At 40.7% G+C, this 13,508-nt stretch carries 15 protein-coding genes; 6 read left to right on the top strand and 9 right to left on the bottom strand.

Going from position 1 to position 13,508, the window contains the following annotated elements; translation table 11 throughout:
• Positions 1–14: 14 nt before the first annotated feature.
• Positions 15–464: a signal peptidase II gene (lspA, locus tag SHALO_RS00625; protein WP_069476920.1), complete on the bottom strand. Its 450-nt coding sequence runs from the start codon at positions 462–464 to the stop codon at positions 15–17.
• The gene (gene glmM, locus SHALO_RS00620; RefSeq protein WP_069476919.1) at positions 457–1,797 is read right to left on the bottom strand and encodes a phosphoglucosamine mutase; all 1,341 of its coding nucleotides are present in this window, start codon (positions 1,795–1,797) and stop codon (positions 457–459) included. The genes lspA and glmM overlap by 8 nt, the downstream gene beginning before the upstream one ends.
• 120 nt (positions 1,798–1,917) lie before the next feature.
• Here glmM and SHALO_RS00615 point away from each other — a divergent pair, with 120 nt between their 5' ends.
• From SHALO_RS00615 to prfA, 4 genes are all read left to right on the top strand, one after another.
• Positions 1,918–2,295, top strand: a complete 378-nt coding sequence (locus SHALO_RS00615; RefSeq protein ID WP_025343338.1) for a DUF6394 family protein — start codon at positions 1,918–1,920, stop codon at positions 2,293–2,295.
• A gap of 9 nt (positions 2,296–2,304) precedes the next feature.
• Positions 2,305–4,029: a potassium channel family protein gene (locus tag SHALO_RS00610; RefSeq protein ID WP_069476918.1), complete on the top strand. Its 1,725-nt coding sequence runs from the start codon at positions 2,305–2,307 to the stop codon at positions 4,027–4,029.
• Positions 4,030–4,130: 101 nt separating this feature from the next.
• Positions 4,131–4,406, top strand: coding sequence for a 30S ribosomal protein S20 (rpsT, locus tag SHALO_RS00605; protein WP_025343336.1), 276 nt, complete (start codon positions 4,131–4,133; stop codon positions 4,404–4,406).
• 36 nt (positions 4,407–4,442) lie between these two features.
• Positions 4,443–5,510: a peptide chain release factor 1 gene (gene prfA, locus SHALO_RS00600; protein ID WP_025343335.1), complete on the top strand. Its 1,068-nt coding sequence runs from the start codon at positions 4,443–4,445 to the stop codon at positions 5,508–5,510.
• A gap of 3 nt (positions 5,511–5,513) precedes the next feature.
• Here the strand turns inward: prfA and SHALO_RS00595 are convergent, their stop codons facing one another.
• The 3 genes from SHALO_RS00595 to coaE are packed head-to-tail and all read right to left on the bottom strand — an operon-like array spanning position 5,514 to position 7,567.
• Positions 5,514–6,233, bottom strand: a complete 720-nt coding sequence (locus SHALO_RS00595) for a glucosaminidase domain-containing protein (RefSeq protein ID WP_069476917.1) — start codon at positions 6,231–6,233, stop codon at positions 5,514–5,516.
• A gap of 4 nt (positions 6,234–6,237) precedes the next feature.
• Complete coding sequence (gene dapF, locus SHALO_RS00590; RefSeq protein ID WP_069476916.1) at positions 6,238–6,981, bottom strand: diaminopimelate epimerase; 744 nt, start codon at positions 6,979–6,981, stop codon at positions 6,238–6,240.
• Complete coding sequence (coaE, locus tag SHALO_RS00585; protein ID WP_025343332.1) at positions 6,962–7,567, bottom strand: dephospho-CoA kinase; 606 nt, start codon at positions 7,565–7,567, stop codon at positions 6,962–6,964. The genes dapF and coaE overlap by 20 nt, the downstream gene beginning before the upstream one ends.
• Positions 7,568–7,661: 94 nt before the next feature.
• Here coaE and purM point away from each other — a divergent pair, with 94 nt between their 5' ends.
• Together purM and SHALO_RS00575 are read left to right on the top strand one after the other, a co-directional pair.
• The gene (gene purM / locus SHALO_RS00580; RefSeq protein WP_069476915.1) at positions 7,662–8,657 is read left to right on the top strand and encodes a phosphoribosylformylglycinamidine cyclo-ligase; all 996 of its coding nucleotides are present in this window, start codon (positions 7,662–7,664) and stop codon (positions 8,655–8,657) included.
• On the top strand, positions 8,657–9,442 hold the full coding sequence (locus tag SHALO_RS00575; RefSeq protein WP_069476914.1) for a YdcF family protein: 786 nt from the start codon (positions 8,657–8,659) through the stop codon (positions 9,440–9,442). The genes purM and SHALO_RS00575 overlap by 1 nt, the downstream gene beginning before the upstream one ends.
• A 15-nt stretch (positions 9,443–9,457) precedes the next feature.
• Here SHALO_RS00575 and SHALO_RS00570 read toward each other — a convergent pair whose 3' ends face one another.
• The 4 genes from SHALO_RS00570 to SHALO_RS00555 are packed head-to-tail and all read right to left on the bottom strand — an operon-like array spanning position 9,458 to position 13,501.
• Positions 9,458–9,736 carry an EscU/YscU/HrcU family type III secretion system export apparatus switch protein gene (locus SHALO_RS00570; protein ID WP_069476913.1) on the bottom strand — a complete coding sequence of 93 codons (279 nt, stop codon included), beginning with the start codon at positions 9,734–9,736 and terminating at the stop codon, positions 9,458–9,460.
• On the bottom strand, positions 9,733–11,466 hold the full coding sequence (locus SHALO_RS00565) for a flagellar hook-length control protein FliK (protein ID WP_069476912.1): 1,734 nt from the start codon (positions 11,464–11,466) through the stop codon (positions 9,733–9,735). The genes SHALO_RS00570 and SHALO_RS00565 overlap by 4 nt, the downstream gene beginning before the upstream one ends.
• Before the next feature lie 48 nt (positions 11,467–11,514).
• Positions 11,515–12,711 carry a replication-associated recombination protein A gene (locus tag SHALO_RS00560; protein ID WP_069476911.1) on the bottom strand — a complete coding sequence of 399 codons (1,197 nt, stop codon included), beginning with the start codon at positions 12,709–12,711 and terminating at the stop codon, positions 11,515–11,517.
• Entirely contained in the window at positions 12,701–13,501 is an 801-nt protein-coding gene (locus SHALO_RS00555; protein ID WP_420801893.1) for a pseudouridine synthase, read from the bottom strand. The genes SHALO_RS00560 and SHALO_RS00555 overlap by 11 nt, the downstream gene beginning before the upstream one ends.
• Between the last annotated feature and the right edge of the window lie 7 nt (positions 13,502–13,508).

Below are 13,508 nucleotides of genomic sequence, written 5' to 3'. Positions count from 1 at the left end.
CTTTACATGTAAGCTTAAAACACCTTTTTAGGCACTCTCCATGAACGGTATAAAATCAAAACCACTCCCAAGTCGATCATGACATCGGCAAAATTAAAAACGGCAAATTCAAAGCCATAATGCCAAAAGAAATAATCAACCACTCCGCCATGAATAAACCGATCAAAAATGTTGCTAAGCGCAGCTCCTGCAATAATTCCAATAGGAAGCGCGTACATACAAAGTATCTCTTTATGAAAAAACAGGTAAATCCCCAAGCCACCCACTAACAATAACTGTATGTATTTAAGGTACTCTTCCAAAAAGGCAAACATCGAGAAAGCAACGCCTTTATTATAGGTTAGAATTAAAGAAAAGAACTCTCCCTGCCAGCGAAAGCCTTCTAAAAAAAACATTTTTATCCATTGATCCGCGAAAAAAATGAAACACCCTACTCCCAAAACAACAATCCATGCTCTATTCATTTAAGGCACTTTTGAAAAATTTAACGGTTTTTTCCATCTGCTCTTCGAGCGTTTTTTCATCTTGACCTTCCAGTAAAATGCGCAGTAAATTTTCAGTTCCCGAGTAGCGAATCAGCACTCTGATTTTTTTACTTTCCAATTCTGAGACAAGAGAGGTGTAGCCTTTAAGTTCGCTCAGAGGAATTTTATTGTCAATTTTAATATTTTGTTGTAACTGCGGATAAAGCTCAAAAGGATTGAGCAGTTGGCTCACTTTTTTCTTTTCTGTGAGCATACAGTGCATAACAGAAAGTGCGGCAACTAACGCATCCCCCGTTTTGGCAAAATCGGAGAGAATGATATGCCCACTTTGCTCGCCTCCGAAGTTAATTTTTTCCCTGTACAAGGTCTCTAGAACATTTTTATCGCCCACATCACATCGGTACGTTTTAATCCCTGCTTTTTTCAGATAATCTTCTAACGCTTGGTTACTCATAACCGTAACACACACGCCTTTGTTAGCCAGTCGGTTTTGGCTTTGCAAAAAGGTTGCAATCTTTCCTAAAAGCTTATCGCCGTGAATGGGATTTCCATTTTCATCCACAACAACCAGTCTATCGGCATCACCATCAAAGGCAAATCCCACATCTGCTCGCAAGCGTCTCACCTCTTCGCCTAACTCTTCAGGATGCAAAGCACCGCAATTAAGATTGATATTACTTCCATTAGGATCATCGTGGATCATAATCACATCCGCACCCAGTTCATTGAAAATCGTCGGTGCGACTTTATACGCTGCGCCATTGGCGGTATCAAGCACAATGCGCAAACCTTTAAGGGTTAAATTTTTTGGAAAAGAATTTTTGATCTGAACGATATAACGTCCAATCACATCATCGACTCGTTTAGATCGTCCGATGTCAAATTCGATTTTTTGATTGGCTTCAATAAGCTCATCATCAAAATAGATCTTCTCAATCGCCGCTTCTTCCACCTCTCCAAGTTTATTGCCCAAAGAGTCAAAAAATTTGATGCCATTATCAAAATAAGGATTGTGCGATGCACTGATCATAATACCCGCGTCACAACGCATGTCTTCGGTTAAAAATGCGATGGCAGGTGTTGGCATAGGTCCAATTTGTCTGACATCGTATCCCACAGCTGTTAAGCCTGAGACAATCGCGTTTTCTATCATATAACCACTGCGTCTGGTATCTTTTCCCACTAAGATTTTATTGGTAATGGAGTTTTTACGAAAATAGATCCCTGCTGCCATAGCCAAACGCATTGCCATAAAAGCACTCAGTTTTTTACCTGCTTTGCCTCGTACACCATCGGTTCCAAAAAGTTTCATTGTTTTTCCTGTTTTCTCTTTACATGTAAAATGATACGCAAATTGTAACAAAACTTTTTTAATCTTTACATGTAAAGGGTATAATAGTACTTTACACCCTAACACCACGAGGAGAAATGAATGAATTTAGACAAAGTAATTTCTGGATTCTTTATTATTTTAGCCATGACGCTCAACTTTGGATTTTTTTACGGCGATTTGGGCGATCTTGAATTACACAGTAAATATGAACTTTTTGCCGCATTGGTTGTAAACATCATCGCTACAACACTTAAAATTGGTGATAAAACGCAATTAGGCTCAGTACTCTTAGCCACCAGTTTAGTCGCCGATATTCAACTCATTGCTTCGGCAACGATTTGGACGGTTGCAGCGTATGCTTACAGCATTGATCGTGAAGTGACCTCTATGATTATCAGCCTCAGTGGAGGCGCACTGCTTGCCAATATTACCAGCGTTTTGCTCTACATCGGTGATACGCTCAAATCCAAGCGTTAGAGAAGCTACGTGAAACACAGCTCACTATGGCTCATTTTACAGCGGATGCGCACCCCTTTTTTGGTGATAATTTTCACATACACACTCTCCATTATTGGTCTTTTACTGATTGATGGGGTTGATAATGAGGGGAATGTGTATCATCTCACTATTTTTGATGCGTTTTATTTTATCAGTTACACCGCTACAACCATTGGCTTTGGGGAGACACCTTTTGTGTTTACCTATCCTCAACGCATTTGGGTCTCGATGTCGATCTTCTTCACCGTAACAGGATGGTTTTACAGTGTGGGAACACTCATTGCGCTCCTGCAAAATAAACTTTTTTTAGAAGAGTTTGAAAAAGCCAAATTTACACGTAAAGTGGCTTATCTCAAAGAGAAATATATTATTATCTTAGGCTATAACAGCATTACAAGTGAAATTATTAAGAAAGCCAATGAGTATGGTCTTCGTTCGGTTGTGATTGAAAAAGAGGAGCAAAAGAGAGATCATCTGCTTTTGGAAAACTTTACACCGCCTGTTTTTTGCCTCAATGCCGATGCGTACAACCCAGAAGCGCTTGAGCGTGCAGGAATCAAGTCACCCTATTGCCGTGCGATTGTGAGTCTTTTTGAAAACGATGCCCTCAATCTTCGCATCGCATTAACCTCCAAAGTTCTCAACCCCACTATTTTTATGGCAATCAAATCAACCACTAAAAATCAAACAGAAAATCTGATGGATGTGGGAGTTCAAATCATTGAAAATCCTTTTGAGATTATTGCAGAGCATATCAATATGGCAATCAATACGCCGCATAGACTACGACTGGTGCGCTGGATTTATGGTCTTGGCACTCTTTTTGATCCTCTATTAAGCCTTCCGCATGGCAAATACATTGTTTGTGGATACGGGCGAATGGGGAAAAGTATTTATGAAGTCCTCAAGCAAAATAATTTTGAGATTGCTTTTGCCGAAATTGATCCTCAAAAGATGTCTTATCCTAATGCTGCTATTCACGACCACCCTAAGATTCTGATTGGCGATGGTGATGATAAAGAGATCCTCAAACAACTGGGCATTGATAGCTGTGTAGCCATTATTGCAGGAACGGACGATGATACCAATAACCTTTCGATCTTAGCAACCGCCAAAAAGTTGAATCCTCATATCATTACCATCGCGCGCGAAAATGAGCTCGAAGATTTCTCCATTTTTGAAAGCTCCAATATTGATACGATCTTTATTCCCGCCAAAGTGCTGATTAACAAAACGGTGAATGCTATTTTAAATCCTACTTTGGATCTTTTCATTAAACATGTTCACCGTTTAGCAGAAGATGAAGTGATGAGCTTAACCAAAAAACTTTTAGAGATCAATTTGCACCCGCTTCTTTTTACCCTGAAAATTGATGAGGCGCAAGCGCCAATGCTCGTTCAAAACATTCAAACAGTGCCATTCAAGCTCTCATTGCTTAAACGATCGCTCAAAGATAGAAATTTTAATAACAATCTCATTCCTCTTATGCGGGTGCGACATAAAGAGATTGAGATACTGCCTGATTGGGAAAGTTCTTTGGAGCGAAATGACCTCTTCTTATTTGCAGGTGATGCCAATGCACAAGATCATTTAGAGTACATTGCCAATAATTTTTATGAATTTCACTATGCTTATTATGGAGAAGAGAAGAGTTTTTTAAACAAACTCTGGCGAAAAAAGCCTATTTCGGCGAAAAACCTCTCAAATGGATGAAAAGATTGCTCTTTCTATTTTAAAATGTCCTTAAAATAAGTTCTATTTAATATTTATTTTTATATAATCTACGCCTAAATTTAAAAACGAAAGGCTTATCTATGGCAAACCACAAGTCAGCAGAAAAGCGTATTAGACAAACAAAAAAACGCACTGAAAGAAATAGATTTTATAAAACTAGAATCAAAAATCTAACCCGTGCTGTAAGAGAAGCTGTTGAGGCAGGTGATCAAGCGGCAGCTGAAGTTGCGTTGAAAAATGTGAATAAAAACTTTCACTCTTATGCAGGCAAAGGTATTTTAACTAAAAATACAGCTGCGCGTCGTGTAAGCAGATTGTCACAACTTGTTAATACGCTAGGTAGTGTTGCTGCATAACGTGCGGCAACTCCCTCTTTATTTTAGTCTCCTCTCATGCTGAAAGATAAATTACTCCCATTTCTTGAACGTTACAACGAGCTCTCTACACTTTTAAGTGATCCTAATATCGCTACTGATATTAAAAAAATGACCGCACTTTCCAAAGAGCAGTCAGGATTAGAGAAAATCAAAGATAAAACACTGGAATACCTTTCAACACTAGAGCAAATTGAGGAGAACAAACTTCTTTTTGATGATGAAGAACTCGGTGAACTTGCTAAAGATGAACTTCGAATTCTTGAACCTCGCAAAGAGGAGATTGAAGAAGAGATTAAACTTCTTTTACTCCCAACCGATCCCAATGATGATCGCAATATCTTTTTGGAAATTCGCGCAGGAACAGGTGGCGATGAAGCTGCTATTTTTTCGGCAGATCTTTTCAAATCGTATCTTCGTTACGCTGAAAATCGTGGTTGGAAAGTCGAAGTGGTCTCTTTAAGTGAAGGTGTACTTAACGGCTATAAAGAGGTTATCGCGCTTATTAAAGGGCAGGGTGCTTTTTCACGCCTCAAATACGAAGGCGGTGTTCACAGGGTCCAAAGGGTTCCATTAACGGAATCTCAGGGTAGGGTGCATACTTCAGCAGTTACGGTTGCGGTTATGCCCGAAGTGGATGATGTTGAAATTGAGATATTGGAAAAAGACCTCAAAATTGATGTTATGAGATCTTCTGGAAATGGCGGTCAATCGGTTAATACGACCGATAGTGCCGTAAGAATCACTCACTTACCCACAGGACTTGTTGTTGTCAATCAAGATGGTAAATCTCAGCATAAAAACAAAGATGCTGCAATGAAAGTTCTTAAGGCAAAGCTTTACGACATGCAGATGCAAGAACGCAATGCCAAAGAGAGTGAAGCGCGAAAAACTCAAGTCGGTTCAGGCGATAGAAGTGCCAGAATTCGCACCTATAACTATCCACAAAACCGCATTACGGACCACAGAGTAGGGCTAACGTTGTACCGTTTGGATGCGATTATGGAAGGTGGCTTGTACGATGAGATTATTGACCCGATTATCACACACTATCAAACTGAGCTTATGAAAGAAGCAAATCTCTAACGTCTATTTATCGTAGATCAGGAGATTGTTTTGCTCAATCATCTCCTTAATCATTTTGTTATACTCTTCTTTTAGTTCTGAATAATTGACCATCGTCTTAGCCGCATCCATTCCCGTATATGCTTTCCCACTGTTACGTGCGATGAGTCTTCTTTCACGAAAAAGGCTGTACGCGTCATTGGTATTGAGATTGAGCATATAGGCGTTAACGGATTTTTGAAGCGAACCAAAAATACGAATCATATGCGTTTTACCAATCATTCGATTTTGAGGCATCAAACCAACACCAGAGTAAGTCCAGTGACCAAAAAGGTTGTTCGCTTCTCTGGCAAAACGACTCTTTCCCCATCCACTCTCAAGAGAGGCTTGTGCGAGGGCTAATGAAGTTGGAATAACGTCAATACGTTTGAAGTATTCATCCCTGTCAAAGAGCGATTCTATGCCATATTTATTGCGTAATGAGATCAAATAACCTACATTTTGCTGATTAAGCCCCCGAAACGCATCGGGCATTGCTTTGGCAAAAAAATTGGTAATAAACTCGCGATCTTTACGAATCTCTTCGTTGCTTTTATCCACAAGAATTTTCATCTGGCGAATAAATTCCTCTTTTTGTTTAGCATTGTCTTCAATCTGATAATACTCTGAAGATAAGCCTCCTGCATGAAGTACGCTTTGCAAAAGCAGACACGAGGCGATCAAAAAAGTAGAAAATACTTTCACGAAATTAGAGGTCCAACACCGTTTCAAAGACTTTTTGAACGCTACCTTTGAAAAAAAGTTTTTGATCCACAATACGCAAACTTAACTCATCACCACTGATAGGGTAAATCGTTGCGCTCGTCCCTACGAGTTTTTGACGGTACGCACTGTAAAAACATGCCGCCATTCCCGTACCACACGCCAAAGTCTCATCTTCGACCCCACGCTCATACGTTCTTACATGTAAAGCATTTTTTTCAAGTCTCGCGTAATTAACATTGGCATTGTATTTGTAGCGCATTTGGCGTGCAATAACTTTGTCAAAACAGCCAATATCTTCAACAAATGTCACCAAATGAGGCACTCCTGTATCGCAAAAATGCCACGTTAAGCCATTTTCTTCAAAAGATTCACTGAGCACTTTAGGTGTTGTCAACTCTGTTTCAACCAGATCATTCTCGACCACGGAAGTGATGACACCCGCTCCTGTTAAAAAGCGCATCGAAGCGTTTGCAAGCTGGTTCGTAAACGCATAATGTGCACACGCACGCGTACCATTGCCACACATCGAAGCGATGCTTCCATCGTTATTGTAAAATTGCCATTTAAAGTCATATTCTGCATGCGGTAGCAACACAATCAACCCATCAGCCCCCACACCTTTTTGTCGATCGCAGAGCTGTTGGGCGAGTGTGCTTCGATCCACTTCAACAAAGGTATGAAAAATAATAAAATCATTTCCATTCGCATTATATTTTGCAATGTGCATAGATACCTCGTACAAATTTGATAAATTTTTCGATTTCACTCTCTAAGAATTTCATATCAAAGGAGTTGTTAATCAGAAAATCGGCTAAGATTTTCTTCTCTTCAATGCTAATTTGCGCATCAATGCGCTTTTGCGCCTCTTCTTTGGTAAAGTTTTCCCGCACCATTAACCGTTTGCGCTGCACCTCTACAGGTGCATAGACAACCGCAACGAGCTTACACGCGTAGCCATCACTCTCAAAATAGAGTGGAATATCGATGATATAGGGCTTTTGCTTCGCTTCTAACAAGTCACAACGTCTGAAAATCTCTTGCCGAATCAACGGATGTAAAAAGGCATTGAGCTTTTCGCGCTCTTTTTTATCATTAAAAATCAATGCGCCAAGTGCTTTACGATCAATCGTACCCTCTTTAATGACACGATCTCCAAAAAGTGCTTCCACCTCTTTTACATGTAAAGGCAAAACCTCTTTTGCGATGACGTCCGCGTCAATCACATCAAAACCATGTGATTTTAGCATTGACGAGACCGTACTTTTGCCAGTGGCAATCCCACCCGTTAAAACAATTGCATGTTCATACGCCATAGAATCCTAACACCTTTTGCTATTTTTATAACGATTTTAACATACTTTTGTTAAAATCTATTAAACAATAAATAACCTCACTAAAGGCATATCCATGAGCACTGTCAGCTACAAAGACGCTGGTGTCGATATAGACGCGGGAAACCAATTTGTCGAAAATATTAAACCCCTGGTCAAGTCCACTTTTGATAAAAATGTTATCGGAGGCATTGGCTCTTTTGCAGGTGCTTATGAACTACCTTCAGGGTATCAAAAACCTGTTATTTTAGGTGCAACCGATGGCGTTGGAACCAAACTCAAACTGGCAATCGATTCAGGGATTTATGACACCGTTGGTATCGACTTAGTTGCCATGTGTGCGAACGATCTTATCTGTAACTTTGGAACGCCACTTTTCTTTTTGGATTACTATGCAATGAGCAAACTTGAGATCGATGCTGCTGTGAACATTGTCAAAGGTATTGCAGAGGGGTGTATTCAAGCCGAATGTTCTCTTATTGGTGGCGAAACGGCTGAAATGCCAGGCATGTATCACGGTAAAGATTTTGATCTTGCAGGTTTTGCAGTTGGAATCGCTGAAAAAGATGAAATGAACCGTCTTCCACACGTTAAAGCTGGTGATGTTCTTATAGCACTTCCAAGTTCAGGTGTTCACTCTAATGGTTTTTCACTCGTTCGCAAACTCTTCTTTGACAAACTAGGCTACACCTTTGAGACAGAGTTTGATGGCAAACCACTTATCGAGACGCTTTTAACCCCCACACGCATCTACGTGAAACTCTTTAAAGCGCTTAAACCCAAGATCAACGCTTTAGCGCATATCACAGGTGGAGGCATCGTTGAGAACCTTCCGCGTGTTCTTCCTGAAGGCTTACAAGCACAGGTGTATAAATCAAAAATCAAAACCCTCCCCGTTTTTGACTTTATGAGCCAATACGTCGAAGAGAGCGAAATGCACCGCACGTTCAATATGGGCGTAGGAATGATCCTCGTGGTCAGTCCTGAGAATGTCGATGATGTCCTTGCACACAGTGATGGCTATGTCATCGGGGAGCTTAAAACTGGCGAACGTAGTGCCATTATGCTCTAATGAGTAACGTTTACCTCTTCTCAAAGCTTTTTACATACCTGGTTTTACCACCAGGTATTTTTATTATCCTCTTTTTAGTTGCCTCATTCTATGCCAAACGTTTTCGTCTTTTCTTTTTAGCTAATGCTGTCATTTTTTATCTTTTGAGCAACGCTTACGTCGCTGATTGGCTTTTAAAACCTCTTGAAGAGCCTTTTAACCAAAGCATCACAAAAGCACCTGTTGATGCGGTGATCGTCCTTGGAGGAGGGCATACGCAAGGGGTTGCCAATTTACCACTGAGCAGCGATGCGTATAAGCGTATGATGTGGGGATTGATGGTTGCGAAATCGAACAATGTGCCACTTTTATTTAGCGGTGGCGGTATGCAAAAAGAGTATTTGGAAAGCGATGCCTTTTTGGATAGCCTTAAAGAGTTAAAACTCTACCTCGAAATCCCAACACCCACGTCTAAAAGCTTAGGATCCAAAGAGTTCTCTTTACATGTAGAAGATAAAAGTCTTGATACCTACCAAAATGCACAGTTTTGCAAAGTTGCGTTTGAAAAAGCAGGACTGGCTACGCCTACCATTTATCTTGTAACCTCTGCGTATCACATGCGACGATCCATCCGTCTTTATGAGCACTTTGGCTTCAACGTCATTCCTGCTGCGACGAACTTTAAAATCAACCACAGGGTCAAAGATACCTGGGATTACCTACCTAATGCGCACTCGTTTTACAAAAGCTACATTGCATTGCATGAGTATGTTGGGTTGTTGAGTTTAAAACTTCGAGGGATTTAGGCTTACATGTAAAGATTATTTGCGTTTATCCCCCGTAATTTTATAGACAAAGCTAAAAACTTCTGCCACGGCTTTATACAGCATAGGCGGGATCTCTTTATTGAGTTCAATTTTTGAGAGCAGCTCGACCAAATCGGCATCTTTTTTGATAAAGATGTCATGCTCTTGCGCTAGTTTAATGATGTTATTTGCCACTTCGCCTTTACCCGAAGCAACAACCCGAGGGGCGCCTTTTTTCTCTCGGTCATATTTGAGCGCAACCGCTTTTTGAGGTTTAGGGGAGGGTGTATTCATATTGTTATATTAATCCCAAATTGAAGTTTTTCACCGCTAAAATAGTCATTTTTGACAACACTGACATCTTTATACTCCAACATTTTCACCGTTCCTGTAATAAGACCCACCTCGTTGAGAGCACGTTTGAGTTTTGCAAGTTGCTGCGTAATCTTCTCTCCCAACTCTTTTTTCTGCGATGCAATCGTAATGTCAATATACTTCTCGCCCGATAACACCAGCATCATATTAAGCTTTCCATAGGCTTCAAGATCAAGGTCTATTTGGCAATGGAATTTATCATCGCTACTTTGCTTCATCATCATGGAACCGCCTTTGAGTCCATCCCAACTAAAAGGAACATACAGATGTGTCGAACTACTCACATAGGAGACTAACTGATGGTACTCGATTTGTGTTAGCAGACGATTCGTAATTTCTAAAGCTTCTTTGTTTTGCCCCGATGCTTGAAGATGATCACTCAGTTTGGTTAAAACGCCTTTCATATCGCTGAGCAACTCCACATCCGTAGGGTCAAGTGAGAGTTTTTGCGCAATGGCTTTGCCCACAAAAAGTTCAGGTTTAATCAGGCTGTGAATCTTTTGCTCTAACGTACTACTCTTATCAAGGAAGTCTGCTTGCTGAATCGTTTTACTGTCTAAAATTTCAATCTGTTGTTTAATACGGTTCACCACCATCTGAAGGGCTTCTTCTACTGTTTCAGGGGGCATTGAAGCGCTTTTACTCATTGCAGTTGCTAAAGAGCTCTCTTGCACTGTTTTCGTGGCTAAAACGACCTCTTCTAATCCTTCAGTTAAAGGTAAAGTGGCTGCCACAGTGGAAGGCTCTTTTAAGAGGGTCTCTTTTTTGAGTAGCTGATCGATTTGAGGTTGCAACTCATCCAGTTGCAATGCACTGAGGTTCTCTTTTAGCATCTCTAAAAGAACTTTCACTTGTGTTGTAAAATGCTCTTCCACTTTCATATTGGTAGCATAATTCTCTACTTTAGAATGGATCAAATCCATCTGAGCAATCGCATAATTAAGTTTTTGAACGTTTTGATAAACACCTTTAAAATCAGCCACTCCCTCACTTGCGATCTCTTGTTTCACACTTTGTCGGAAAAGATCTAACAGACTTTTTAGGCTTGTTTGCGCTTCTTTAGAGGAGAGATCTTGCGACTCATTCAGACGATCCATAATCGCCGTTATCTCTTTTGCAAGGGGCGCAATGGCTTTGTTGGTTCCCTCAAGATGAGTTTGAAGCTCGGACAGGAGTGTTTGAATACTCTCCTGCACCCCTTTTTGCGTCACAATATTCGCTAACTTTGATTCAAAAAAAACACCCGAGTTTTGCACTTGTGTTTGGAGCATCTTCGTATCAATCTGATCAATGCTCTTGGAAAAAATCTGCAAAAGGGCTAAAGGCTGCGCAATGGTTGAATCCGTCTTAACGATAGAGCTTAGATTTTTAATATCTTCGGCAAAATTTCCCATATTCTTAAAAAGTTGATTGTTTTGTAAAATCTCAAAAATGGTACTTTTCGATTTGGCTTCACTCACAGCAGATCCCAGCAGTTGACCAATGACCTCTTGGGCATTATTGGGGGTTGTTGTGCTTTTTTGAGCGGTAAGCGATAACGGAATATCGGCACTGTTTTGGATAATCTTTGTGGCATTCTCTTTGGCTGTCGCTTTTGGATCAAGCGTTTGGAGCTGATTTGCAAGCAGTGATGTCGTTGAAATATCCATTAAAAAACCTTTGTGCCACACACTATCATAGTCCGTGCCTTTTTACGATTATTTAGTATCTTTTGTCTTAATTTTCACAAGCCACTCCGAGAGTGTTTTCTCATACCCTATCGGCAAATTATCGTAAAAATGAAGGGGCTTTTCCAAATAGTTTTGCTCCACCCAACCGCCGAAATCATGTGGATAGAGATACCCTTTAGGCGAAGGGCTTTTAAGATGAGCTGGAACTTTCAGTGCTTTTTCGTTTTTAACGTAAGCTAACGCATTGTTGATTGCCATATAAGCACTGTTAGACTTGGGACTGCACGCCAAATAGATCAGACATTGCGCTAAAATGATACGCGCTTCAGGATAACCAATCTTACTCACGCTTGCAAGCGTGCTAGAAGCCAAATTAAGCGCGTTAGGGTTTGCATTGCCAATATCTTCGCTCGAGAGGATTACAAGCCGTCTAGCGATGAAATCAGGGCTTTCTCCACCATCAATGAGACGCGCAAGATAATACAGCGCCGCATCCACGTCAGAGCCTCTCACGCTTTTAATCATCGCGCTAATCAAGTTATAGTGTGTGTTATCGGAACTCACGCCATCTTTGAGCGCACTAGGTCGCAACATTTTAAGGGTACCCAGCGTTACATGTAAATCCACTTTGAGCGCAAATTCAAGTAAATTCAAAAGTGCCCTGCTGTCTCCTGCACTTGAACTGATCAAATAGGCAATAGCGTCATCATCAATCTCAAACGTAACTTTCTCGCGAACATGTTCAATAATGGCTTTGAGATCATCCTCTTCGAGAGGATAAAATTCAAAGAGCATCATACGTGAACGTATGCCAGAACTAAGAACGAAGTAGGGGTTTTCGGTTGAAGCACCAATGACAATCGCTTCATGATTTTCCATGGGAAGCAAAAGTACTTCTTGTTGAGTTTTAGAGAGACGGTGAATCTCATCGATAAAAATCAGCGGTTTTTGAAGAGCGCCACGGTGTTGTGAAAGAATCTTGCGAATCTCTTCGACTTTAACACTCGTCGCATCTAATTCGTAAAAAGGAAGTCCTAACTCGTTAGCCACAATACGGGCTAACGTTGTTTTCCCAACACCGGCAGGACCAAAGAAAAGCGAATGGCTCATTGAGCCAGACTTCAGAAGTTTACGAAAAGGGCTACGCTCACCACTAAGATGTTTTTGCCCAGCTAAATCTTCAATCGCTTGAGGACGAAAGAAGAGGGCGAAGTTATTGATCATCATCCTCTTCAATCTCGTTAACCTTATCTTTACCTTTTTTCATATACTCAAGATAGTCTCTCAGCGCTGAGTATTCACTACCCGTGAAATAGCGATGTTTCCCAGGTTTGAGCATGCCTAAATCGATTTTGCCATAACTCACGCGTTTGAGATCCACGACATCAACATCAAAATAGCCAAAAAAGCGTCTAAGCTCTCTGTTCTTACCTTCGTTAATCATCACTTTAATCGTTGAGAATTTTGGGCTGTTTTTAATAATGCGGTACGAGAGAAACGGTGCAAAATCCATAGAATGAATTTCACTGTGCGAATGACCACCTTTGCGGGCATCTTCGAGGTAAAGCCCTTCTTGCATCGCTTTTTCCATTGCAGGTGTAATCATACCATTGATTTTCACATAATAGACACGCTCTAAATCGCCATGCATCAACGCCGAAACAACGGAGGGAGAATCGCACAAAAGGAGCAACCCTTCACTCGCAAAATCGAGTCTTCCTACACTGAGATAATGTCCAAATTGAGCAGGAAGCGTGTCGTATATGGTCTTTCGACCACGATCATCTTTTTTACTCACTAACTCGCCTTTTTGTTTGTGATACGCAATTACAGAATAACCGTGTTTTTCAAAAAGGGCTCTACCATTGAGTTCGATCTTATTTTTAAAACTCACCTGCGTTGAGAGGTCTTGCACAACGGCACCATCGACTTTGACCTGCCCTGCTTTGATGAGTTCATCTGCCTCACGCCTAGAAAAGTGCGTGTTGTGCGAAATCATTTTATTGAGTCTCATTAATTCC

The organism is Sulfurospirillum halorespirans DSM 13726 (assembly GCF_001723605.1).
GTDB classification, from domain to species: domain Bacteria; phylum Campylobacterota; class Campylobacteria; order Campylobacterales; family Sulfurospirillaceae; genus Sulfurospirillum; species Sulfurospirillum halorespirans.
The sequence above is the reverse complement of the archived record's forward strand: the minus strand, read 5'-3'. Positions and strand labels throughout refer to the sequence as shown.